Raw genomic sequence first — 23661 nt, 5'->3', positions numbered from 1 at the left:
CAATGGTGCTATCGACCTTGGTTGATTCCATGCAATTCCCATCCTTAGCTGCAGATTATTGGAGGTGGACCGATATGATGCGAATGGTTCCCATTGTTCTAAGTGGAGGCGCTGCTACTGTGCTGGGCGTAGAGGTGAAGCTGCCTAAGACGACATTGCTTGCGATTGCAACGGATAAGGGCTATATCATGTGCGGTGCTCTGGATGTTGGCTTGTTGAATGAGAAGCTGAGCGACAGAGGGATCATTGCGGCCCGGGCAGTAGGCGTACGAACTTTGGAAGAGCTGATGGAAGCTCCGCTGGAATCCGTAACAGTTGGAGCAGAAGCACTCGGAATTACAGCGGGGATGAGAGGTGCGGATGCGATCCGCCTGATGGTATAGAGATGAAAGTAATAAGGGCAGCCGATTGCTCAGCATGTCACTGCTAAAGCAATCGGCTGCCCTAGTATTCTTTGCCATCCTGGTTGGATAGGAAATGCCTAATGGAATAACGCTCCTTACAGATCGAACAGCTTCTTCAAATTCACGTTGAAAGGCGGGTAAATGACACCTTTCTCGGTGATGATTGCTGTTACATATTCATGAGGCGTAATATCGAATGCCGGGTTGTAAACTTTGACGCCAGCGGGTGCTGTCCGTTTGCCGAAGCCTTCCGTGATTTCCTCTGCATCGCGTTCTTCAATCGGAATCTGAGCCCCGTCCGGTGTATTCAAATCAATGGTTGACATCGGACAAGCAACGTAGAACGGTATATTATGCGCCTTGGCCAGGACGGCAACACTGTATGTGCCGATCTTGTTGGCCACATCTCCGTTAGCTGCTACGCGGTCGGTTCCGACGATTACCGCATTAACCCAGCCTTTATTCATAACAGCGCCGGCCATGTTGTCACAGATAAGCGTCACATCGACACCCGCTTGCTGAAGCTCGAAGGCGGTAAGCCGTGCGCCCTGAAGCACCGGCCTCGTCTCGTCTGCGAAGACGCGCAGAGCTATGCCGCGTTCTTGAGCCAGATAGAACGGCGCGAGCGCCGTTCCGTATTTGGCTGTAGCCAGCCCGCCTGCGTTGCAATGGGTAAGTACGCCCATGCCATCCTGGAACAAGTCCAGTGCATGCTCGCCGATCAATCGGCAGGTTTCTTCATCCTCGCTCTGGATTGCGATCGCTTCATCGAGCAATGCTTGCTTGCAGCCTGCAAGCGACAGATTGTCAGCTGCGAATTGTGCCGCCCGCGCCTTCATCCGGTCAAGCGCCCAAAAGAGATTCACCGCTGTAGGACGGGAGGTTGCGAGCCGTGCGGCGGCTTCATTGACGGCATCCAGCCATTGCGCAGCATCACCCTCCACATGACGGCTGCCTAGCACGACGCCGTAAGCAGCAGCAATGCCAATAGCCGGCGCTCCTCTAACCTTCAGATGGCGAATGGCCTCCCAGACATCCTCTACGGATACAAGGGGCAAATAAACGACTTGCTCCGGCAACAGGCGCTGATCAAGCAGGTCAAGCTGCTCGCTTGCCCAAATGACAGACTGCAATCCTTTATGTTCATTTGACATGAGTAGTTGTTCCTCTCTTTACACCTTTACCGATCCGGCAGCAGTCTGTGCGGTGTGAATTAATTCATCGATGGATGTTGCGCTCCGGTTCAGCTTAATAAGCGACTTGCCAATTGCCAGAGCCAGACGCTGTGCTTGTTCACGCGCCGCGGCATCCGGGATGCTGCCGATCTCTGCTACATGGGCGAGACCTACGATGCGGCGGACAATCTTGCTTCCTGCATAACCGATTGTGTCCCGCAGCAGGCGCAGCATATAATCGTCCTTGTAGCCAGGAGCTGCGGCAGCCAGCCTGTCAACGCCATGCTGCTCCCAGAGCGCGCGGAATTTGATATCGAATTTCGTCCATAGATCCCGAATCATGACCAGCAAATAGCTCCGGAAGTCATCTCTTGCTGCCTCATTGGTATCCCAATGGCCGCGACTGGCAAAGCTGGTTAACAGGTTGGCGATTATCGCGCCGATATCAAAGCCGATCGGTCCGAAATACGCGAACTCGGGGTCGATGACTTTGGTGGAGTCCGGGGTGATAAAGATGCTGCCTGTATGCAAATCGCCATGCAGCAGTGCTTGCGCCTGGGTCAAAAATTTCTCCCGCAGCAGTGCTACTTCAAGCTGAAGCGGGCCGTCGTTCCACAATGCCTCCGCTTCGTCGCGAATCGCCTCGTCGAAGTTGTTCGTATCCGCATCGGTATAAGGGTGATCGAAGATAAGATCCTCCGTTATTTTGCACAGCTCCGGGTTAATGAAATCGCGGACACGATTTTTTTTGTCCTGCTGATTCATGCCAAGGTCAGATGTGAAGAACAGCGTTTGCGCAAGAAAGGTCGAGATATGCTCGGCGAACAACGGGTACTTGCCGCCCTCGATCAGACCGCGGCGCATGATGACATGATCGCTCAGGTCTTCCATAATCGTAAGCGCAAGATCCGCATCATAGCTGTAGACTTTCGGGACAAGCCCAGGGGCAAGCTTGCCCTCCTGGATTAGCGCTTCGCTCTCAATGCGCGCGCGGTCAAGCGTGAGCGGCCAGGATTCCCCGACAACCTTCGCATAGGGCAGCGCTTGCTTCATAATGATGCTGCGCCCGCTTGCCGGGTCAGAGATATGAAATACAAGATTTAGATTGCCATCGCCGATCTCACGGCTCGCAAGCGCTGCTCCGGCAGGAAAAACATCTGTAAGGGTCAGGGCGATTGCTATCGCTTCTGTTTCGTTTAAGGGATGATAAGCAGACATGGTTTTGTCCACCTCCAAGTTTCATGATAGGATGGGTCCTTTAATCGCATAATCGAACCTCAAATAAGTATAGCGAATATTTTTTCGCGTTGGAATACCTTCATTTGTTATAATAGTAGCAGATATTGAAACGGCCACCATTTGGACGATCTTCCGCTGCAGCCAAATACGCAGCATGAAGGGTCTTTATAATAGAAGGTAAGGGAGGCTAAGCCTGTGGAAGAGTCAACAAGAGAGCTGCCTGTGGCACTCAAGGAATGGGCGGTGGCAGTGAAAGCACTGTCCGAAGGAAAGCAGATCATGGTGCTGCGCAAAGGAGGGATAGCCGAGGAGACACGCGATTTCCAGCTGGTAAGTCCGAGGTTCTATCTGCTCCCTGCATATGAGCATCAGAAGCCGGAGCTTCTGAAGGAAGCCTACCGGGGTGGCATAGCTGATACGCTGGCCCAGTGGCATGAGGGTGCGGATACGGTGCGGATCAGCGCGTATGCAGAGGTCGTTGAGGATATTGAGATCCGCGATCAAGAAACATTGGACAGCATCCGCGATTATCATATCTGGACAGATGCCTTTGCCGAGGAAAGGCTGAAGTGGAAGCGCACGAAGCCGCTTCATCTGCTGCTGCTGCGTGTGTATCGGCTGGAGGAGCCGGCGGATATCCCGATGCGTGAAGCCTACAGCGGCTGCAAATCATGGGTAAGTCTGGAGGCTGACCTTCAGCAGGCGCCATCGAAGCCAGTCATAGAAGAGGCTGCATTTAATGAGCAAATCATGCAAATTAAAGAGAAACTTGGCCTGTAGCTGCTCAGGTTGCCGTTATTAGGGTATTGAGTTTATTGATTTATAACTGGACTTATAATAAAATGATTATTGAGAATCAATGAGAATCATTTTGTAATAAATATAAATGAGAGTACGCCATTCAGGCATCTCACTATTGGAGGGATATATTCAACATGGCAACACAATTCAAGATCGATGGCCTGAAGGCGTCGATAGAAGGCAAAGAAATTCTGAAAGGCATCAACCTCGAGATTAAAGGCGGGGAAATCCATGCGATCATGGGTCCTAACGGTACGGGCAAAAGTACGCTCGCATCAGCGCTAATGGGGCATCCTAAATATGAAGTAACAGATGGAGAAGTCATCCTGGATGGCGAGGATGTGCTGGAGATGGCAGTCGATGAGCGCGCACGCGCCGGACTGTTCCTCGCGATGCAGTATCCAAGTGAAATTACAGGTGTTACGAACTCTGACTTCCTGCGCAGTGCGATCAACGCACGCCGTGAGGAAGGCAACGAAATCTCGCTCATCAAGTTCATCCGCCAAATGGAGAGCAAGATGAAGGAGTTGGAGATGAACCCGGAATTTGCCCATCGTTACTTGAATGAGGGATTCTCCGGCGGTGAGAAGAAGCGGAATGAAATTCTTCAAATGATGATGATCGACCCTAAAATTGTTGTACTCGATGAGATCGACTCCGGTCTTGATATCGATGCGCTCAAAATCGTTGCTAACGGCGTGAACAGCATGCGTTCCGAAGAACGCGGCTTCCTGATCATTACGCACTATCAGCGTTTGCTTGATTACATTAAACCGGATTTCGTTCATGTCATGATGCAAGGACGCATCGTTAAATCCGGCGGCCCTGAGCTGGCTGAGCGTCTGGAGAGCGAAGGTTATGATTGGGTTAAAGAAGAACTTGGCATCGTAGACGAGACGGTCGGCCAGGCTTGAGCGGAGGAGGAGTATCGACTATGACGACACAATTATCGACTCCAGTGAACCGCCAGATGACCGAGGCTCTATCCCTTGCCAAGGGCGAGCCGGACTGGTTGGCCGCACTGCGAGCTAAGGGAGCTGATCTGGCGGAAACGCTGGAATGGCCTAAACCGGAGAAAGTACGGATTGACCGCTGGAATTTGACGGCGCTGGGAAGCCATAAGGCTGAACAACCCCTCGCTTCTATAGAAGAGCTGCCGGAGGCGCTGCGCGAATTGTCCGCTGATGCGCCGGCAGGATTCGTTGTACAACGCAACTCCACTGCAGTGTTCAAGCAGTTGTCGCCAGAGCTTCAGGCGAAGGGTGTAATCTTCACCGATCTGGAGACAGCAGCCCGTGAGCATGGCGAATTGGTACAGAAGTATTTGTTCCAGGCTGTAGCGCAGGATGAGAACAAGCTGACTGCTATCCATTCCGCAATATGGAATGGCGGGGTATTCCTCTATGTTCCGAAGAACGTGGAAGTGGAATTGCCGCTTCAAGCATTGTTCTACAGCGATGATGCAGCAGCTGCCTTTGCGCCTCGTGTGCTGGTAGTGGCGGAGAATAACAGCCGTGTTACCTATGTGGACAATGTAGTATCCGCATATGCGGATGGGGGACAGACGCTTGCGAAGCAGTCGATTATCGAAGTTATTGTGAAGCCAGGCGCGTCTGTAAGGTATGCGACTGTACATCACATGGCGGACAACATCATCGACCTTTCTATTCGCCGCGCTATCATTGACAATGATGGACGGATGGAGTGGATTGTCGGTGACCTGCATGACGGTCATGTGCTGTCTGACACGCAGTCTTACCTTAAAGGCAATGGATCGAATTCCGATGCCAAGGCAATCAGCATTGGCACGAACGCACAGCAGATGAGCTTGACGACGGGCGCCGTGCATTGGGGACGCAGCTCGGAGAGCAACATGGTCACTCGTGCGGTTATGAAGGATCAAGCATCGGCGATTATTAATGGCATCACCAAAATCGAGAAAGGCGCAACCAAAGCGAACGGCGTGCAGATGGAGAAAGTGCTCATGCTCAGTCCCAAGTCGCGCGGAGACGCCAACCCGATTCTACTTATAGATGAAGACGATGTTAAAGCAGGACATGCGGCGAGCGTTGGACAAGTAAACCCGGAGCAGGTCTACTACCTGATGTCCCGGGGTATCTCTAAGCAGGACGCGGAGCGATTGATTATTCACGGATTCTTGGCACCAGTCGTATCGGAAATTCCGATTGAGGCGGTGCAGAAACAACTTCAGCGACTGCTTGAAAGGAAGCTGGAAGGATGAACATGCAGTTAATCAGGGAGCAATTCCCGATACTGCATCAAGATATTAATGGGCATCCGCTCATTTATTTGGACAGCGCGGCATCTTCCCAGAAGCCGCGTTCCGTCATTGATGCGGTGAAACGTTACTATGAGTGGGATAATGCCAATGTGCACCGTGGTGTGCATACGCTGGGATCCCGCGCCACTGACGCTTATGAGGGCGCTCGGGAGAAGGTAGCCAAGTTCATTAATGCGGCTAGTACGCAAGAGATTATTTTCACACGCGGTGCAACAACCTCGCTTAACCTTGTTGCGAGCGGCTATGCAAGAGCCGTATGCGGCGAAGGCGACGAGATCGTGATTACGCCGATGGAGCATCATGCGAATTTGATTCCGTGGCAGCAAGCGGCCAAAGCAACCGGAGCTACGCTCAAATACATTCCGTTGCAGCCAGATGGCACAATTACCATCGAAGATGTCGAGAAGACGGTGACGGATCGTACGAAGATAGTATCGGTTACGCATGTCTCCAACGTATTGGGCGTCATTAATCCCATCAAGGAGATTGCGGCCATCGCTCACCGCCATGGTGCTGTTATGGTTGTGGATGGTGCTCAGAGCGCGCCGCATATGGCTGTGGATGTACGGAATCTGGATTGTGATTTCTATGCTTTCTCCGGCCATAAAATGTGTGCTCCAACCGGTATCGGGGTATTATACGGTAAGAAGGCATTGCTGGATGGCATGGAGCCGATCGAATTTGGCGGTGAAATGATTGACCATGTCGACCTTCAAGATGCGACGTGGAAGGAGCTGCCATGGAAGTTCGAAGGCGGAACGCCTATTATCGCAGGCGCTGTCGGCTTGGGAGCGGCGATAGATTTTCTGACGGAGATCGGCATGGATGCCATTGAGCAGCATGAGCATAAGCTGACGGCGTATGCTTACGACAGATTGAGCACATTGGATGGTATTACGATCTATGGTCCGCAGCAGAATCGCTCAGGTCTCGTTACGTTCAATCTGGGTGAGGTTCACCCGCATGATGTAGCGACTGTCCTCGATACGAAGGGAATCGCGGTTCGCGCCGGCCATCACTGCTGCCAGCCGCTGATGCGCTGGCTGAATGTAAGCTCAACAGCACGTGCCAGCTTCTATCTCTACAATACCGAAGAGGACGTTGATCGGCTTGTTGACGCCCTCCAAGAGACAAGGGAGTTCTTCGGTTATGCAATTGGATGATTTGTACCGTAGAGTCATAATGGATCATTATAAAAATCCCCGCAATCGCGGAACGCTTGAGGACGAGGCGGTAACGGTCAACCTGAACAACCCGACCTGCGGCGACCGGATTCAACTGCAAATGCAGCTGGAAGACGGGATCGTGAAGCAAGCGAAGTTCACGGGTGAAGGCTGTTCTATCAGCTTGTCATCGGCTTCCATGATGACGGAAGCGGTCAAGGGCAAGTCCTTCGATGAGGCGCTCGCACTGGCAGATAAATTCTCTGAGTTTATTAAGGGAGAAGCTCTGGAGTTCGAGGAGCTGGAGGATATTGAGGCTTTGTCCGGCGTGAGCAAGTTTCCGGCACGGATCAAATGTGCTACACTGGCCTGGAATGCGCTGCGCAAAGGCATCCAGCACGACAATAACAACAAGTAATTTTTCTGATAGAGGAATGAAGCGCGTCCAGGCGCGTAATATGATGGGAGGCTTCTACAATGGCTAAACAAATGCCCGATTTAGAAGAGTACAAATATGGTTTTCGCGATGAGCATAAAGCCATATTCCAATCCGGTAAAGGATTGACTCCGGAGATTGTCCGCACGATCTCCGAAATGAAGAACGAGCCGGATTGGATGCTCGACTTCCGCTTGAAATCGTTGGAGCAGTTCAATAAGATGCCGATGCCTCGCTGGGGCGGCAACATGGACGATCTTGATTTCAACGACATTCAGTACTATGTGAAACCGTCCGAGAAGCAAGGGAAGACATGGGAGGAAGTGCCTGCTGAAATTAAGGAAACCTTCGACAAGCTGGGGATTCCGGAAGCGGAGCAGAAGTTCCTTGCAGGCGTCTCGGCGCAATATGAGTCCGAGGTTGTCTACCACAGCATGCAGGAAGACCTGGAGAAGCAGGGTGTTATCTTCACGGATACGGATACTGCGCTTCGCGAGCATCCGGAAATTTTCAAAGAGTATTTCGGTACAATCATCCCTCCTGCGGACAATAAGTTCGCTGCACTGAACAGTGCTGTATGGTCGGGTGGCAGCTTTATCTATGTTCCTAAAGGTGTGAAGTGTGAAATTCCGCTGCAAGCTTATTTCCGCATCAACTCCGAGAACATGGGACAATTCGAGCGTACGCTCATTATTGCTGACGAAGACAGCTTCGTGCACTATGTAGAAGGCTGTACAGCGCCTATCTACAGCACGAACTCCCTCCACAGCGCAGTGGTTGAAATTCTTTGCAAGAAGAACGCCCGTGTTCGTTATACGACGATTCAGAACTGGGCTCCGAATATTTACAACCTCGTTACGAAACGTGCTGTTGCTGAAGAGAATGCGACGATGGAATGGGTTGACGGCAACATCGGCTCCAAGCTGACGATGAAATATCCGGCAGTTGTGCTTAAAGGCCGCGGCGCCAAAGGAATGGTACTATCCATCGCAGTGGCAGGCAAAGGGCAGCATCAGGATGCAGGGGCCAAAATGATTCACCTTGCGCCGGATACCACCTCGACAATCGTATCGAAATCAATCAGTAAACATGGCGGTAAAGTAACGTATCGCGGTCTGGCATCCTTCGGCCGCAATTCCGAAGGCTCCAAAGCGAATATCAAATGTGATACGCTTATCCTTGATAATCAATCGACCTCGGATACGATTCCGTATAACGAAATTATGAACGACAACATTATTTTGGAGCATGAAGCAACGGTCTCCAAAGTATCTGAAGATCAGCTCTTCTACCTGATGAGCCGTGGCCTGACAGAGGCGGAAGCAACGCAAATGATCGTAATGGGCTTTATCGAGCCATTCACGAAGGAGCTTCCAATGGAATATGCGGTAGAGATGAATCGTCTCATTAAGTTCGAGATGGAAGGCAGTATCGGGTAGAGAAAAGTCAGACTCGCATCAAGAAATAAGTTTTGTTGTAATGGTTTCAGAAGGGGCTGCCCGAAAGGTCCAATGAGCCAGTCCCAAATGATGTGAAAAGATGCCTCCAAAACCACGAAAAGTGGGATTGGAAGCATCTTTTTTATTGTATATTGAGGACTTAACAGCCTCCTTGGTTCATGCTCGCCCAATGAGCAGGTTCCCGAAATCCCCCCGAAATTCCCTGCACCTTGTACAGACACCTTTGCACTGACAGTAGAACTGCTCCTCTTCCAGATAGTAGTCATTCTCTTCGCCGCCATAACCTGCATCGGCAATGACCATTCCTGGGGATTCCCAGCGTTGCCATTCCCTTTCTCCAAATGTGCTTTGACGCAGAGTGACGGAGTAAGAAGCCTGCGAATGTGCATGAATTTCAGTCACAAGACGCCATAATAGTAGAATGCCTGCAATCATGCATGAATTTGAGACAAAATCGGCCGATAAGGGTAAACGAAGGTGAAATGCCTGCACGCTGGCAGGCATTCACCTTTATAGGGTCAGAAACGGGAAAATAAATGCTGTTTCGCAGGTTTCGCCTAGCTGGCATGTCTCGGCGTTTAAATGACGGATCGTCAGCGCTCCAAAAGTCCCATGATCGAGTGGGAACTGAGATTTCCCAACAGGACTTGCTGGGCAGCCCCTAATTAATTTCCAAAAACACCCGCTGATCATAGCGGGTATTTTTATTTTCAGCATTCAAGCTCGGATGGTGAAGGCCGCAGATTAAGGCCGGAGTACTAATTGCAGAAGTCATGACTTGATCAATGACCCCGGTAACTGGTCAGACTATGGAGGAGGAACGTATAGTGGAAGGAGCCGAGGGAGACAGCGGTTAGGGTAATGACAGGAGGGCTGAAAGATGACCAATAAATTGATCGCAATATGTGATGGACACGGCATGGAGACCGCTGGAAAGCGTACTCCGGCGTTCCCGGGGGACGGGGGTGTTATGCGCGAGAATGAGTTCAACAGGCGGGTAGCTGAACTGCTCGCGGCTCATCTGAAGCGCTGCGGTTTTGCAATATTAATGGTAGCGCCGAATGATAGCGATACACCGCTGCGCGACCGGACAGATGCTGCGAATAAAGCGAAAGCGGATCTCTATATATCCATACATGCGAATGCCTGCGGTACGGGTGAGTTCAACCCGGTTCGGGGTCTTGAATCCTATCATATGGCAGGCAGTTCGGCGAGTGAACGTGCAGCCAATATTATACACCGCAACTTGATAGCGGGAACGAAGCTTACTGATCGTGGGGTCAAGACGGCGGATTTTCACGTTCTGCGGGAGACACATATGCCTGCTGTTCTGGTAGAATGCGGATTCATGACTAATCTGGATGAGGCGCGCTTACTCCAGACCGAGGCATACAGAATGGAATGCGCGGAGGAGCTGGCACGCGGTGTTTGCGAATACTTTGATGTGCCGTTCATACAGATAGAGGAGAAGCGAGCGCTTCGACTTGTCATTAACGACACAACGGTTGAATGCGGGCGTCTTATTGATGGACAGGTATTCGTGCCTTTGCGAATCGTCGGTGAAATGCTGGGAGCTAAAGTATCGTGGGATGACACATCGAAGACGGCGACATTGACGAAGTAGAATCATGCAAAAAAACTTCGGTACGGGAGCCGGTCGCTTCCCATCCGAAGTTTTAATTACATATAGACATGTTTGACTTCCAGCGAGCGCTCCAACGTCAGATCAATGAATTGTTCGTTGATCTGGATAAGCGGCCTGAAGAACTCCGAAGGATGGGTCATAATAATAGTTCCGATCTCCCCGGTCTGCAGTTCGACCTGCTTGCCAATAAAATTCGGAATCATATGCTTAATAAACGTGTGGGTAGTGAATGGATCCAGTTCATTGAAGCTCATGCGATACAGCTCTTTCAGCACATATAACAGGTCTCGTTTCTCCTGATAGACCCGGGAAGAGATCATTGCGCTGTAAACATCTGAAACGGCTACAATCTTGGAAACAGGGTGCATCTGGTCTCCGGTGAGCCGATTCGGGTAACCGCTGCCATCAATCCGTTCGTGATGCTGGAGTGCGACAGTAGCTTGAATGGACTCGCCGAACGAGCGTTTAATAATTTCGTATCCGAAAATGGTATGCTGCTTGATCAGCGAGAATTCATCTTCGGACAAGCGCTCCGGCTTGTTCAGGATGTCGTCCTCGATCTGGCATTTGCCGATATCATGAAGGAAGCCCGCTTGTCCGATCTGCACGGCTTGCTTCTCATCATAACCGAGCCAGGTAGCCAGGTAATAAGATAACATTCCGACCTGAACAGAGTGCTGATAGGTGTAATCATCCTTTGTATTCAACAGCAGAAGCATCGATACAACATCGCGTTCCATGCGGAAATTATCTACGAGAGGCTGAAAAGTTTCAGCAACGTCCTCCCTTACAAGCCTTCCATTCTGATAGGCATCCAGAAATAGTTGCTCGCAGCCTTTGACCGCATCATCATAGATAGGCTCAACAGTCGGCAGCCATTTGGGACTAATTCCGGATTCCAATGTGCGTATTACCTTGGCATTTTCTTCTCTGTTGTCGATATCAATATACTCAATCTGATGCTGAAATAGTTTGGAGATCTCTTTGGCATATAGCTCTGTTCCTTTGGACAGGACATGAAGACCGTATGAGTTGAAAGCATCCATGCTCAATCGATCGCCATCTCTTAGCTCTGTTACATGTACCCTCATGATTCACCCCAAGTCACTGGTATCCTTCAATAATGTTAAGCTTATGGTAGCAACAAAAGAGAAAAATGGCAATATGAGCATATTGATTTTAATAATTAAATATGCATTTCTGTCTTCGAAGCGGATAAAAAACAGTGAATTGGGATGAAAGTCATATTTAAAAAGCAGATCGGTTCTTAAAGCAATGTAAATAGTACTATTAAGCTGAACGGCAGAAGAGAACATGCAGCGGTTGTAAGCGCGCAGTCTATGCAGCGGCCCCTTTGTACATTCTCACCATTCCAATTATTGATGGTCTACATACATATATAGAGGTCGAATGATGCTAAAGGCCATATATTTCATTATAGATTCGTTTGGCTAATAGCAGATCCTCAGTCCCTTGAATGAGAGCTCTTCCATCTGGAAATAGTACGATCGATATGCTCTCGTCACGCTTGAAACGGAGGAGGAAAGGATTGCGCTCGACTGCACCTATAGGTGCAAGCCTTGAGGCAAGCTGATCCAGTGATACCGTCATTGTCCGGCCTGGCGAGATCTGAATCGTATTACGTCCGCATAATGAGGCGGCGGCGAGCTCCTGTTCGCCTTGCTCCAGATAATGATAGTGCTGTTCCCCGCAAGCAGGGCAATCCTTGCGCTTGGACCGGCTGACTTTGAGCGGTGTCCAGTGGTTGTTCCAGAGATCGGCTTGCAATAGTGTCCCATGCAGCGCGTCAACGCTGCCGCTGAGCCACTTCAGCGCTTCGGTCGCCTGAATGGAGGCAATGAGATCGACAGCAGGGGAGATTACGCCAGCGGTCTCGCAGGTATCGGCTGCACCAGCCTCGATTGAGACGGGGAACAGGCAGCGGAAGCAGGGTGTTTCATGAGGCAGTATCGTCATCGTCATGCCGGAAGCGCCTACAACACCGCCATAAATCCAAGGTATACGAAGCTTGAGGCTGATATCATTCATTAAATAGCGGACGAAGAAATTATCGGATCCGTCAATAATGAGATCGACATCGCCAAGCAGCGACTCCGCATTCATAGGGGAGAGCTCGGCGATAATCGGCTCTATAGCAACGGAGCTGTTGATGCTGGTCAGACGTTCTGCTGCCGCGGCTGCTTTGGGCAGCATGCGGCGGACATCATCCTCGGTATAAAGCACCTGCCGCTGGAGATTGCTCCATTCCAGCACATCCCGATCGATAATGCGCAGCTTGCCCACGCCTGAACGGACCAGATGCTGAGCGGATACGGAGCCGAGCGCGCCCATGCCAACAATTGCCACATGGCTGTCGATAAGCTTCTTCTGTCCTGCTTGGCCGATGGGGGCGAAGCGAATTTGCCGTGAATAGCGTTCTATGTCTTCTCCGTTCATAATCCGTACCCCTTTAGTTGGCAGGCGGTGCCGCCGGATTCCAAGGTCCTTGCTGATGCCCCTTCCATTCCGAGCCGTCTTCCCATATTTCCTTCTTCCATATGGGCACAATTTGTTTCAGCCGTTCAATAGCATAGCGGCTTGCTTCGTAGCATGCTTCACGATGTGGAGCAGAGACTGCGATAACAACACTGATCTCGGCAATATCCACCTGGCCGATCCGATGGGCAATCGCACATCTGGCGCCAGTCCAGCGCTCTGCAATCTCATCGCCAATCTGCCTGAGCGTCTTGAGCGCCATCGGGATATAAGCTTCGTATTCCAGGCGTATTGTCCGCTGGCCTTGTGTCCATTCTCTTGTGGTCCCTGTGAAAGTAAGCGCGGCACCGTGTCCAGGAACAATGACATGAGCTGTGACGGCTTCAATAGATATCGGCTCCGTTGTGATGCTGTACGGCTCACATGCGCCAGGAGCAGGTTCAGCTTCAACAGCAGCGTCCTCGCCGCCAGATACCGGAGGCAGCAGAGCGAGCTCGTCGCTGGCTGCGACAGTATCTTCGTCCGAGGCATAGGCCTGATTGCAGGCGACGAATGAGACAGCGATCAGCGGCTGATGCTCTGGATAAGCTGCAATAAGCGCTCTTTTGAGGGAGGAGACCGTCATTTGTGCATGTTCGGATTCCAGTATAATAGCAGCAGCATTGAAGCGCTGGGCAAGTCCGGCGAATAATTCGATGGTCCATTTCATTCCCATGGCAGAAAACCTCTCATATCTACAAGTTTACAGTCTCTATAGCATACCATAAATGCTCTAAAAATGTTATGCTAGGTGAATAGACAGAAGGGAGAGGAAGGCCATGTCAGCTTTAACGGATCGATTCGGACGCGTACATGATTATTTGCGAATTTCCGTCACTGATCGATGCAACTTGAGATGCTTGTACTGTATGCCCGAAGAAGGCGTTGAATTTGCTCCGTCTTCTGATCTGCTCAGTTATGATGATATTGTCGAGGTTGTTTCGGTCGCTGCATCTCTGGGGATAACGAAGCTTCGCATAACGGGGGGCGAGCCGCTTGTGCGTCCCGGCCTGGATGGTCTTGTCAAGCGGCTGGCAGCGATAGATGGCATTCGTGATATAGCATTAACTACAAACGGAGTGCTGCTGGCAGGTCAAGCGGAAGCGCTGCGTGCAGCAGGCGTTAACCGGGTGAACATCAGCTTGGATACGCTGGACCCAGCCCGCTTCAAGTTCATTGCAAGAAGAGGCGATCTCAATCGGGTAATGGAAGGCATTGAGGCTGCCGCCCGTGTCGGATTTGCGCCGATCAAACTTAATTGTGTACTATTAAAAGGTGTGAACGAGGATGAGATTGCAGCCTTCCTGCAAATGGCCAAGGAACAGCCGCTGCATGTTCGTTTCATCGAATATATGCCGATTGGCCACGCTGACGATAATTGGCGCAATCATTATTTGCCGTTGTCGCGTGTTCTGGAGATCGCGGAGGAGCAGCAGCTTGGGATCGGCCGCAAGGAAGGCATAATCGGCAATGGTCCGTCTGACGATTACACTATTGTTGGCGGTGCGGGATCATTCGGTTTGATCCATCCCGTAAGCGATAATTTCTGCCAGCGGTGCAATCGGCTTCGTTTGACTGCTGATGGCGGCCTGAAGCCGTGTTTATATTGGGTAGATGAGCTGAACGTCAAGTCCTCGCTGCATAATCGGGAGGCGTTGCGCGGATTGTTCATGCGGGCAATGGATATTAAGCCGCTTAATCATGAGATGGCGGCCAAGCTCTCCAATGAAGCGCAGAGCCATGAGCCGACTGCAAGACGGATGTCACAGATTGGCGGATAGTGACGGGCGGACGAGAGGAGTATGGAGTGGTTATGTCGAACGCAATTATTATTCATCATTATGGATTACAGCCTGTGGAGACGACTCCTGAGGAGATGGCTTCCATCGCAGGAGGGGTGTTTCCGCTTTCCGAACGGATCGAGAAGGGAGTCGGAGAGGCGTTTGATTTTCATGCCTGGTACTTGGCTTGGCGCAATAGCAAGGGGATCGGTGCGGATGTGCCGATGCCCAGCCAGTTGAAGGTGGAGGCGGCAGATACGTTCGAAGCGGTGATTCCATGGGAGCAGCTTGAGGATTCGGCTGTCCAGTTCAGAATCGATCATGCTCCGCTTGCGAAGGGCGGGCCAATCCGGCTTTATGTGCCGAATGGATCCAGCGAATGCTTGAACGTAAAAAGTGTGGTTGCATGCCGTTTTATCTATAATGAAGAGACTCGCGGCGAAGTATCGTATGGCTTCAAGAATACTTTCTCCCCGCAAGAAATGCGCTTAAAGCGTTAATCCCTCGATGACCCGGGAGGCTAGCATGAAAGAAATGTCTATGGGGGCCCCTGAAGTCGTTCTGCTTCACAGCAATGATATTCACAGTCGTTTGGAGCAGGCGGCAAGAATGGCGACTTATATTGCGGAAACACGGCGCTCTTATGGCAGCGACCACGTACTGACCGTTGATATCGGCGATCATATGGATCGGATGCGGCTGGAGACGGAAGGCAGCAGCGGGCTTGTTAATATCGAGCTGTTGAATGCTGCTGGCTATGAAGCTGTAACGCTAGGCAATAATGAAGGCTTGACCTTTACCCCGGAGCAGCTGCAGGAGGCGTACAATGGGGCGTCCTTCGCAACAGTGTGCGCCAATATGAATAGCATGGGACAGGATTCTCCGCTCTGGTTAATGCCACATACGATTATTCGCAAAGGGCGGCTTCGCATCGGTTTGGTCGGTGTGACAGCTGCTTTTGCCGAATTTTACCGTCTGATGGGATGGGAGGTGCGCGATCCGCTGCTTGCTGTGTCCGAGCAAGTGGAGCAGCTGCGCGCGGACTCTGATGTGGTAGTGGTCATGTCGCATCTGGGTCTCACGCTCGATCGGAGAATGGCGCAGGAAATTGCCGGCATCGATCTTATCTTGGGCGGACATACCCATCATCTGCTGATGGAGCCTGAGATGATCGGGGAAACCTGCATATGCGGGGCAGGAAAGTACGGCGACTACATGGGACGCGTGGAGATACGATGGGATGACATCGCCTCGCGTCCCATGTTCCGCGCATCATGCGTGCCGATGGCCGCCTATGAGGAGCAGCCCGAAGCCGCCGCCATTATCGGCGGCTTCAAGAAGGCGGCCCAGCGCCGCCTCAGCCGGGTCGTTACCCGGCTGAGCGCGGCGCTGCCCGCCCGTGCCGAGCGCGAATCGCCGCTCGGCAATCTGCTCGCCGCCGGCCTGCGGCGCTGGACGGATGCCGAGATCGGCATCGTCAACGCGGGGCAGCTGCTCGGCGGCCTCGCCGAAGGCGACGTGACAGAGGGCGATATCCATGCCCTCTGTCCGTCGCCCATCAATCCGTGCCGGATGCTGCTGGCCGGCACAGCCATTCGCCGCGCGCTGGAAGAAGCGCTGCTCGGCGAATTTATCGACAAGGAGATCCGCGGCTTCGGTTTTCGCGGGACGGTGCTGGGCACACTCGCAGTGGACGGGCTGGATATTATATGGGACCCGAATCGAGCTTCATATGACAAAATCCTCTCCATTACCGTTCAAGGCGAGCCGTTTGACGACAACCGGCACTACCGGATAGGTACGATAGACATGTTTACGTTTGGGATCGGTTATGAGACAATCAAGGGCGGAACAGAGATTCAATATTTCCTGCCGGAGTTTATTCGCGATGTGCTCTCTGCCGAACTGGTGAACCGTGAAGCGCTTGAGCGCTGCGGGGCAAGCCGCTGGCATATCTCCACGCTCGAGAGCATGAACTGAAAGAGCAGGAATTCAAATTATTAGCCTGCCGACCGTAGTCCTGCTTCTATGCAATGAGTTTCAGTGGCCGCGACTGACGGCGGGCGGGAATAAGGAGTGGGCGTTTAAAGGCTATGGGAGATCTAATCAATGCTGTCATTCTGGGGATTATCGAAGGATTAACGGAGTTTCTGCCGGTATCCTCCTCCGGTCATATGATCCTGGCGAACAAGCTGCTTGGCTATGCGCATGACAATCAGAAAATTATTACGTTCGAGATCGTCATCCAGCTTGCCGCGATTCTTGCTATCGCGCTGATCTACCGCCAGCGTATCGCCAGTCTGCTGGGGATGTCGCGCGCTGCGGAGACGGTCACGATGAAGGAGTTCTCTCTTAACAAGCAGTCCAAACGCAAGCTGAATCTGGTTCACATTGCGCTCGGTATCGTGCCTGCGCTTGGGCTTGCCTATTTGCTCAAGGATATTATTAAAGGCGAAGGCTTCAATCAGACGCCGGTGCTTCTGTCCCTGGTCGTCGGAGGCATCTATATGATTGTCGCTGAGTGGCTCGTTCGTTCCGGCCGCATACGCACCGTATCAGAGACGATGGATGATATTACATACAAGCAAGCGTTTATGATTGGACTGCTGCAATGCTTGTCGCTGTGGCCCGGCTATTCGCGTTCCGGATCTACCATTGCCGGAGGCATGCTGGTCGGTACAAGCTACAGGGCTGCCGCAGACTTCTCCTTTCTTATGGCAATCCCGATCATGACGGTGGCAACAGGCTATGAGCTGCTGGAGAATTACAAATACATCAAGGGTGATAACCTGACCTTCTTTATCGTCGGATTTCTCGTTTCTTTTGTTACAGCATGGCTTGTAATCGTCTTCTTCCTGAAAAATATTCAAAAAATCAAATTAAAGCATTTTGCTATTTATCGGTTTGTTCTTGCGGCCTTGTTCTGGTTGTTCATTATGCGCTAACGGCTTGGTAGAATATTGTCGATTCATGACGAATCTGTTATTGCTCTTTTTTCTAAAATACCTTACATTAATATTACGAGAGATAGCATATCTCGCGACTGCACGGACAAAAAGAAAATTGATGCAAGGCAGGGGTCGATTGCATGCGATTATTGCCCATATATTTGTGCCGGCCAGGCATGAGGTTGTCCAAGAAAATCTTCTCCGAGGAAGGGCTTGTTCTGCTGGGAGAAAATGTGGAGTTGACGGCAAAGCTCATCCAGAGGCTGAACGAATGCGGAGTGAGCTTTGTTTACATCCATGACCCAAGAACCTCGGATCTTGTCGTTCCGGACATTATAAGTGAAGAGACCAGGCAGTATGCGCTGATGGAAATCAGGACCAATTTCAAGGATTTGCTGAGCCGGCCCAACCGGAAATCCGGTGTCACCTATCCCTACATTGGCAAGCCTTTCCGTCAGGTGATGGATGTGCTCATTGATGATTTGTACAATCATCAGGATTCGATGGTCATGTTAATGAATATGGCGATCGTTGACCATTATTTATTCCAGCATTCGCTTAATGTTTGTGTCTACACGACCATTCTGGGCATCGCCAGCGGTTATTCCCGCGATGAGTTGCTGGCTCTTGGTCTTGGCGCGATGCTGCATGATATCGGCAAAACGCAGATCAAATTAGATGTTCTGCAGAAGACAGGGCCATTGACGAGTGAAGAGTATGAGGAAATGAAGCGGCATGCGGAGCGCGGTTTTTATCTGCTGAAGGATGAGCCGAATATTCCTCTGCTCTCCGCTCATTGCGCCTATCAGCATCATGAGCGGCTGGACGGCAGCGGCTATCCGCGGGGAATTAAGGGAGACGAAATCCATGAATTCGCCAAATGGATCGGGATTGTCGATTCCTACGATGCGATGACCTCCGCGCGTGTTTATCGCAGTCCCATGCTTCCGCATCAGGCGGTGGAGTCCTTATATGCGGGCAGCGGGACCTTATACGAGCAGCATATGCTTCAGCTATTCCGGGACAAGGTAGCGATATATCCCCTTGGCATTACAGTCAGGCTGCATACGGGGGAATCCGGAATCGTCGTTGATATCAATGCATCCTGCCCGCATCGCCCTATCGTCCGAATTTTAAACAATGCAGCCGGCGAGGAGCTTAAGTCGCCTTATGAGATTGATTTGTCCACCAATCTTGCGATCATGATTGTTAGTGTGAATGACAATCATCCGGTCGTACAGCCGGCAGGCGTATAATGGAATGGGGAAGGAGCCGATACTGAGGCTCTTTTTTGCATTGCCCGTTCAATGGCCAGTCTTCTTGAAACATTTGCAACATATCAGTTCGGACATTACAATGAATGAATAACATACGAATGGTTAATCAATTATAGTCAGGTGTTGAAGAAATGATGAAAGCAGCCGAAATTTCTAACCCATACGGACAGCCTGAGCTGTCTCCAGCCTATGATCCCTGGGATCCTATTACTTCTTTGCGGAAATATGGCCGCCATTTATTAACGAGTGTAGAGTTAACGGTCTCAAATCTGTGTAATATGAGATGTGAGCATTGTGCTGTTGGCGATACGCTGGTGCTTGCTGAGCCTGCGAAGCTTCCGCTTGCGAGTATTCTGCAGCGTCTCGATGAAGTGGAGCATTTGCAGACGATCAGCATTACGGGCGGGGAGCCCTCCTTCTCGGGACGGACTGTGCAGGACTACATTATTCCGCTGCTCAAGTACGCGCGGGGCCGCGGAGTGCGGTCGCAGATCAACTCCAATGTAACGCTGGATTACAGCCGTTACGAAGCTATCGCTCCATATCTCGATGTCATGCATATCTCCTTTAATTACACGACAGCTGATGATTTCCACCAGGTCGGATTCGCCAAGAGCGGCCATCCCGTTCCGCGTGAGACAGCGGTCCGCATGTATGAGAGGATGATCGAGAACGCCCGCAAATTAAGCGAGGGCGGGCTGCTCGTATCCGCTGAATCGATGATTAATTTCCGTACTCATGAGAAGATTGCGGATATTCATCGGCTTATTGTTGAGATGGGATGCAGACGCCATGAGGTGCATCCTATGTATCCGAGCGCATTCGCCGCTGATCTTCCGGTCATCGGGAAGGAGGAGATGCGGGCGGCAGTGGACACGCTGCTGAAGGAGCGGGATCCATCGATATGGATGCTGTTCGGCACCCTTCCGTTCTTTCAATGCAATGAGGATGAAGAGGATCGCAGGCTGCTGTCCAGATTGGCAGCTGCGCCGAATGTAACTGTGCGCAACGATCCGGATGGACGCAACCGTTTGAATGTGAATATGTTCACGGGAGATGTCTTTGTTACCGACTTCTCCGATGTGCCGGCCTTCGGCAATATTGGCGGGGATCGGCTGGACGATCTGTTCCAGCGCTGGCTCGGCCATCCGCTTGCGAGAAGCGTGGACTGCCATTGCCCGGCTGCCGGCTGCTGCGGACCTAATCTGCTTGTGAAGGATATGTATTACCGGGATGCAGATTTCAGCTCCCGCAAAGCTATTATTTTATAGTTAATCGTAATTTCGAGCACGGAGAGGAGCGAATGTCGGAATGCATGAGTTTGAGACCGGTCGAATTATACTGAATATACTGCTGGTTGCATTTCTTGTATTGTTGAACGGTTTTTTTGTTGCAGCGGAATTCGCTCTTGTCAAAGTGCGCCAGACGAAATTGACTCAGCTGTCCAATGAAGGCAATGTACGGGCCAAGTATGCACTCAAGGTCAATAAAAAGCTGGATGCCTATCTATCGGCCACACAGCTCGGCATAACACTGGCCTCCCTTGGACTTGGGTGGGTTGGTGAACCGGCCATCTCCCATTTGATCGTTGAACCGCTGCTCTATAATTTTGGCATGACGGATCCGTCGTTGATTGCTACGATTTCACTGGTGATCGGATTCGTTATTATTACGTTCTTACATATCGTGCTTGGTGAACTTGCGCCCAAGTCGCTGGCGATTCAGAAGTCGGAGCAGACCTCTCTGTGGCTGTCCCTGCCGCTGCTTATGTTCTACCGTTTATTTCTTCCCGTCATCTGGCTGTTGAACGGCGCAGCCAACCGATTGCTCAAGCTTGTCGGCGTTAAACCTGCAACAGAGCATGAGCTTGCTCATACAGAGGAAGAAATTCGCATATTAATGGATCAGAGCGCTCAAAGCGGTATTATTGATCAAGATGAAATGAAGCTGTTTGACAATATTTTCGAATTCTCGGATCGGCTCGCCCGTGAAGTGATGCTGCCTCGCACCGATATGGACTGCTTATATGCGGATCTCTCTTTTGCAGAGAATATGAAGCTGGTCTACGCCACGAAGCATACGCGTTATCCCGTTTGTGTAGAGGATAAGGATCAATTGATCGGTTTCGTCCATATTACGGATCTGCTTACTTCTGATCCCGATGAGGAACAGCATATCCGGAAATATTTGCGACCGATTCTGAATGTGCCGGAGTCGATGGAGATCAGCCATGTGCTGAAGCTGATGCAGCGCAAGCATTCGCAGCTGGCAATCGTTGTTGATGAATATGGCGGAACGGCGGGGATGATCACAACAGAGCTTATTCTGGAGGAGATCGTCGGTGAAATTCATGATGAATTCGACGAGCAGCCGCCGAGCATCGTTGTGAAAGGGGATATCACCTCTGTTGAGGGCCGGACGCTGATCGAAGATATTAATACGATGTTCCATCTCGAAATTGAGGATGACGATGTCGATTCAATCGGGGGATGGTTGTTTACCCGCCTGGAGGGCAATCCTGTTAAAGGGAAGAAGATTGAATACGACAATTATATCTTCGAGATAGCAGAGAGCGCCAGGCTCAGGGTGCTGCGTGTAGACATCTACAAGCGCAAGCCTGTATTGGAGCTGGTCAAGGACCCGGAGGATCAGACCTGATCGATAGCTAATGAATGCAGGAAGAGTGCGGGAGGAATACCGATTAGATGCCAATGAAACAAATTTTAGTCATTGCGGCAGGCTTGCTTTTTCTATACCTGCTGTTTACAGTCGGAGCTCCCTTTTTGCTTGCTTTGATTGTCGCCATCTTTATTGAACCATTCAATCGGCTGCTCATGCGGACGATGAGGATGAACAGGCTGGCAGCAGTCACGGTGTCAAGTACTATATTTACGTTATTGTTAATTGGAGCTGCGGCTGTTGTTGGAGTCAAATTAATAGCGGAGGTTATTGCATTCTGGGACAAGGTGCCCCAAGTGCTGGATGATGCCAATACCTATATACAGGACACGCTGGATAATGCCAAGCATCTCTATGAGCATATGCCTCCAGATGCCGCTGCCCAGCTCGAAAGCTGGTTGGCTGGCCTTACGGATTCCTTGTTCAGCATGGTGACGGCAATATCCAAGTCGTTCGTAAACTTTGCCAAAGGGATACCGGGCATGTTTATCTTCTTCATCGTGTTTCTGGTGGCGGTGTATCTGTTCGGATATAGCCTGGATACGCTCAAAACAACATTCCTCTCCATGTTCGAGGAACGGTCGCGGGGACAAGTGGACGATGTGCTGCAAAATTTGCGCAAATCGATTTTTGGCTTTCTGCGGTCGATGCTTATATTAAGCGCCCTCACCTATGTGCTGACACTGGTCGGCTTGCTCATACTAGGGCTGAAATATCCGCTGGCGATTGCGCTTCTTGTCGTCATCGTTGATATCATGCCGATCCTTGGTACAGGCTCTGTGCTCGTTCCGTGGGCGTCCTACCTGCTGCTGACAGGAAATGTGTTTGAAGGAATCGGATTGCTCGTCCTGTTTATCGTTATTACGGTGTTCCGCCGCATTGTTGAGCCCAAGGTGCTGGGAGATGCAGTCGGAATCGGGGCTTTGCCTGCGCTGATCAGTCTGTATGTCGGGTTTAAGCTGGTTGGTGTCGTAGGCGTGTTTCTCGGGCCGCTGGTCGTTATCGTATATATGGCGGCGCGCAAAGCCGGGCTGTTCCAGATGAAGATCAAGCTGTAGGTGGAAGATGGACGACGGAACGGATGCGATCTATTCCCCGGGAAATGTGGCCCTGTTGCTGCTGCTTTTTGATCGCAGGGGCGAATGTATGGACGGCGGATGAGGGAGGGCAGTCCTCTTGCTGGAGGATATCGTAATCTCCTAGTGGAAAGGGCTGTCCGAGTGGAACGCAGCGCCTGGCGGTGAGTAAGTTTCGCCGAGTGCTGCGGCTGCTCACGGTGCGAAAGCATCAGGAATCGCGTGTAAAATGTATGATGAACCTTCGGAACCACAATTAGGTGGGACGAAGGTTCTTTGTTTTTCACTCATTTTCAATGAGGGGCAGTATTGTTGCGGAGGAAGAATGGATACCTGCTAAAGTGCATCCTTTTCGTTTGAAATAGCGCTAGATGACAGAATGCCTGCAATAAAGCAGGCATTAGTGTTGTTTTTGGTCGTTTGTGGCTAAATATGGCGAATTTCCTGCACTTTAGCAGGAATCTGACCTTCAACAGGCTAGAGCGGGTAGCGTCAAGAAGTTTGTGTAAGCTTGTAGATATACCCATCGGGTAAGTGTTGGTGGGGGGCGGAGGACTCCGCCCCCCACCACATTGTTTTAACTTTCGATCCGAGGATCCGACTGAACAGAATCCGAGGAATAGCGCTTTTCAAACATCTCATTAAGTTTTTGTTTGACAACGGGATCGCCAAAACCTGGGATGACACGGTTCTCAAAACGTTCGTTGTAGGCGATGGTGTCCAAGTATACAATTTTTTCT

At 51.1% G+C, this 23661-nt stretch carries 21 protein-coding genes; 16 read left to right on the top strand and 5 right to left on the bottom strand.

The features are described 5' to 3' along the window. The first annotated feature begins 74 nt into the window (after window positions 1-74). Window positions 75-383 (top strand): YunC family protein, encoded by a 309-nt coding sequence (locus K0T92_RS24150; RefSeq protein WP_219875188.1) that lies wholly within the window; start codon window positions 75-77, stop codon window positions 381-383. Between the two features lie 116 nt (window positions 384-499). Here K0T92_RS24150 and mtnA read toward each other — a convergent pair whose 3' ends face one another. After that, the gene (gene mtnA, locus K0T92_RS24145) at window positions 500-1558 is read right to left on the bottom strand and encodes an S-methyl-5-thioribose-1-phosphate isomerase (protein ID WP_219875187.1); all 1059 of its coding nucleotides are present in this window, start codon (window positions 1556-1558) and stop codon (window positions 500-502) included. 18 nt (window positions 1559-1576) lie between these two features. Further along, window positions 1577-2797, bottom strand: a complete 1221-nt coding sequence (gene mtnK / locus K0T92_RS24140) for an S-methyl-5-thioribose kinase (RefSeq protein ID WP_219875186.1) — start codon at window positions 2795-2797, stop codon at window positions 1577-1579. Window positions 2798-3013: 216 nt separating this feature from the next. Between mtnK and K0T92_RS24135 the strand changes: the two genes are divergently transcribed. The 7 genes from K0T92_RS24135 (at window position 3014) to K0T92_RS24105 (ending at window position 10604) form a co-directional block, all read left to right on the top strand. Then, window positions 3014-3598 (top strand): DUF1802 family protein, encoded by a 585-nt coding sequence (locus K0T92_RS24135; protein ID WP_219875185.1) that lies wholly within the window; start codon window positions 3014-3016, stop codon window positions 3596-3598. Window positions 3599-3753: 155 nt separating this feature from the next. Continuing rightward, entirely contained in the window at window positions 3754-4533 is a 780-nt protein-coding gene (sufC, locus tag K0T92_RS24130; protein ID WP_219875184.1) for a Fe-S cluster assembly ATPase SufC, read from the top strand. 20 nt (window positions 4534-4553) lie between these two features. After that, window positions 4554-5861 (top strand): Fe-S cluster assembly protein SufD, encoded by a 1308-nt coding sequence (gene sufD / locus K0T92_RS24125; protein WP_219875183.1) that lies wholly within the window; start codon window positions 4554-4556, stop codon window positions 5859-5861. Continuing rightward, window positions 5858-7084 carry a cysteine desulfurase gene (locus K0T92_RS24120; RefSeq protein WP_219875182.1) on the top strand — a complete coding sequence of 409 codons (1227 nt, stop codon included), beginning with the start codon at window positions 5858-5860 and terminating at the stop codon, window positions 7082-7084. Before sufD ends, K0T92_RS24120 begins: the two co-directional genes overlap by 4 nt. Next, entirely contained in the window at window positions 7071-7502 is a 432-nt protein-coding gene (sufU, locus tag K0T92_RS24115; RefSeq protein ID WP_219875181.1) for a Fe-S cluster assembly sulfur transfer protein SufU, read from the top strand. The genes K0T92_RS24120 and sufU overlap by 14 nt, the downstream gene beginning before the upstream one ends. A 59-nt stretch (window positions 7503-7561) precedes the next feature. Then, a complete protein-coding gene (gene sufB / locus K0T92_RS24110) occupies window positions 7562-8959 on the top strand; it encodes a Fe-S cluster assembly protein SufB (protein ID WP_219875180.1) in 1398 nt (465 codons plus the stop codon). A gap of 901 nt (window positions 8960-9860) precedes the next feature. Next, window positions 9861-10604: an N-acetylmuramoyl-L-alanine amidase gene (locus tag K0T92_RS24105; RefSeq protein WP_219875179.1), complete on the top strand. Its 744-nt coding sequence runs from the start codon at window positions 9861-9863 to the stop codon at window positions 10602-10604. Between the two features lie 56 nt (window positions 10605-10660). On the opposite strand, the gene K0T92_RS24100 is transcribed toward K0T92_RS24105, so the two are convergent. From K0T92_RS24100 to K0T92_RS24090, 3 genes are all read right to left on the bottom strand, one after another. Then, window positions 10661-11716, bottom strand: coding sequence for an HD-GYP domain-containing protein (locus K0T92_RS24100; RefSeq protein ID WP_219875178.1), 1056 nt, complete (start codon window positions 11714-11716; stop codon window positions 10661-10663). A gap of 325 nt (window positions 11717-12041) precedes the next feature. Further along, on the bottom strand, window positions 12042-13082 hold the full coding sequence (locus K0T92_RS24095) for a ThiF family adenylyltransferase (protein ID WP_219875177.1): 1041 nt from the start codon (window positions 13080-13082) through the stop codon (window positions 12042-12044). A 13-nt stretch (window positions 13083-13095) separates the two neighbouring features. After that, window positions 13096-13830 carry a molybdenum cofactor biosynthesis protein gene (locus K0T92_RS24090; protein WP_219875195.1) on the bottom strand — a complete coding sequence of 245 codons (735 nt, stop codon included), beginning with the start codon at window positions 13828-13830 and terminating at the stop codon, window positions 13096-13098. A 109-nt stretch (window positions 13831-13939) separates the two neighbouring features. Between K0T92_RS24090 and moaA the strand changes: the two genes are divergently transcribed. The 8 genes from moaA to ytvI all read left to right on the top strand — a co-directional run bounded on the left by moaA (window position 13940) and on the right by ytvI (window position 22903). Then, on the top strand, window positions 13940-14941 hold the full coding sequence (gene moaA, locus K0T92_RS24085; RefSeq protein WP_219875176.1) for a GTP 3',8-cyclase MoaA: 1002 nt from the start codon (window positions 13940-13942) through the stop codon (window positions 14939-14941). Between the two features lie 32 nt (window positions 14942-14973). After that, window positions 14974-15441: a hypothetical protein gene (locus K0T92_RS24080; RefSeq protein WP_219875175.1), complete on the top strand. Its 468-nt coding sequence runs from the start codon at window positions 14974-14976 to the stop codon at window positions 15439-15441. Between the two features lie 25 nt (window positions 15442-15466). After that, on the top strand, window positions 15467-16921 hold the full coding sequence (locus tag K0T92_RS24075) for a bifunctional metallophosphatase/5'-nucleotidase (protein ID WP_246628406.1): 1455 nt from the start codon (window positions 15467-15469) through the stop codon (window positions 16919-16921). Between the two features lie 113 nt (window positions 16922-17034). Then, window positions 17035-17886 carry an undecaprenyl-diphosphate phosphatase gene (locus K0T92_RS24070; RefSeq protein WP_219875174.1) on the top strand — a complete coding sequence of 284 codons (852 nt, stop codon included), beginning with the start codon at window positions 17035-17037 and terminating at the stop codon, window positions 17884-17886. 143 nt (window positions 17887-18029) lie between these two features. After that, on the top strand, window positions 18030-19145 hold the full coding sequence (locus K0T92_RS24065; RefSeq protein WP_219875173.1) for an HD-GYP domain-containing protein: 1116 nt from the start codon (window positions 18030-18032) through the stop codon (window positions 19143-19145). Between the two features lie 152 nt (window positions 19146-19297). Continuing rightward, complete coding sequence (gene yfkAB, locus K0T92_RS24060) at window positions 19298-20437, top strand: radical SAM/CxCxxxxC motif protein YfkAB (protein WP_219875172.1); 1140 nt, start codon at window positions 19298-19300, stop codon at window positions 20435-20437. A 40-nt stretch (window positions 20438-20477) separates the two neighbouring features. Continuing rightward, a complete protein-coding gene (locus tag K0T92_RS24055; protein WP_219875171.1) occupies window positions 20478-21824 on the top strand; it encodes a hemolysin family protein in 1347 nt (448 codons plus the stop codon). A gap of 47 nt (window positions 21825-21871) precedes the next feature. Next, window positions 21872-22903 carry a sporulation integral membrane protein YtvI gene (ytvI, locus tag K0T92_RS24050; RefSeq protein ID WP_219875170.1) on the top strand — a complete coding sequence of 344 codons (1032 nt, stop codon included), beginning with the start codon at window positions 21872-21874 and terminating at the stop codon, window positions 22901-22903. Window positions 22904-23661: the final 758 nt, after the last annotated feature.

It is taken from the genome of Paenibacillus oenotherae (assembly GCF_019443105.1).
GTDB lineage: Bacteria > Bacillota > Bacilli > Paenibacillales > Paenibacillaceae > Paenibacillus_Z > Paenibacillus_Z oenotherae.
The sequence above is the reverse complement of the archived record's forward strand: the minus strand, read 5'-3'. Positions and strand labels throughout refer to the sequence as shown.

Coding starts and splice junctions, on each gene's coding strand:
- K0T92_RS24150 (WP_219875188.1), top strand. CDS start 75: ATGATGCGAATGGTTCCCATTGTTCTAAGTGGAGGCGCTGCTACTGTG.
- mtnA (WP_219875187.1), bottom strand. CDS start 1,558: ATGTCAAATGAACATAAAGGATTGCAGTCTGTCATTTGGGCAAGCGAG.
- mtnK (WP_219875186.1), bottom strand. CDS start 2,797: ATGTCTGCTTATCATCCCTTAAACGAAACAGAAGCGATAGCAATCGCC.
- sufC (WP_219875184.1), top strand. CDS start 3,754: ATGGCAACACAATTCAAGATCGATGGCCTGAAGGCGTCGATAGAAGGC.
- sufD (WP_219875183.1), top strand. CDS start 4,554: ATGACGACACAATTATCGACTCCAGTGAACCGCCAGATGACCGAGGCT.
- K0T92_RS24120 (WP_219875182.1), top strand. CDS start 5,858: ATGAACATGCAGTTAATCAGGGAGCAATTCCCGATACTGCATCAAGAT.
- sufU (WP_219875181.1), top strand. CDS start 7,071: ATGCAATTGGATGATTTGTACCGTAGAGTCATAATGGATCATTATAAA.
- sufB (WP_219875180.1), top strand. CDS start 7,562: ATGGCTAAACAAATGCCCGATTTAGAAGAGTACAAATATGGTTTTCGC.
- K0T92_RS24105 (WP_219875179.1), top strand. CDS start 9,861: ATGACCAATAAATTGATCGCAATATGTGATGGACACGGCATGGAGACC.
- K0T92_RS24100 (WP_219875178.1), bottom strand. CDS start 11,716: ATGAGGGTACATGTAACAGAGCTAAGAGATGGCGATCGATTGAGCATG.
- K0T92_RS24095 (WP_219875177.1), bottom strand. CDS start 13,082: ATGAACGGAGAAGACATAGAACGCTATTCACGGCAAATTCGCTTCGCC.
- K0T92_RS24090 (WP_219875195.1), bottom strand. CDS start 13,830: ATGAAATGGACCATCGAATTATTCGCCGGACTTGCCCAGCGCTTCAAT.
- moaA (WP_219875176.1), top strand. CDS start 13,940: ATGTCAGCTTTAACGGATCGATTCGGACGCGTACATGATTATTTGCGA.
- K0T92_RS24080 (WP_219875175.1), top strand. CDS start 14,974: ATGTCGAACGCAATTATTATTCATCATTATGGATTACAGCCTGTGGAG.
- K0T92_RS24075 (WP_246628406.1), top strand. CDS start 15,467: ATGAAAGAAATGTCTATGGGGGCCCCTGAAGTCGTTCTGCTTCACAGC.
- K0T92_RS24070 (WP_219875174.1), top strand. CDS start 17,035: ATGGGAGATCTAATCAATGCTGTCATTCTGGGGATTATCGAAGGATTA.
- K0T92_RS24065 (WP_219875173.1), top strand. CDS start 18,030: ATGCGATTATTGCCCATATATTTGTGCCGGCCAGGCATGAGGTTGTCC.
- yfkAB (WP_219875172.1), top strand. CDS start 19,298: ATGATGAAAGCAGCCGAAATTTCTAACCCATACGGACAGCCTGAGCTG.
- K0T92_RS24055 (WP_219875171.1), top strand. CDS start 20,478: ATGCATGAGTTTGAGACCGGTCGAATTATACTGAATATACTGCTGGTT.
- ytvI (WP_219875170.1), top strand. CDS start 21,872: ATGCCAATGAAACAAATTTTAGTCATTGCGGCAGGCTTGCTTTTTCTA.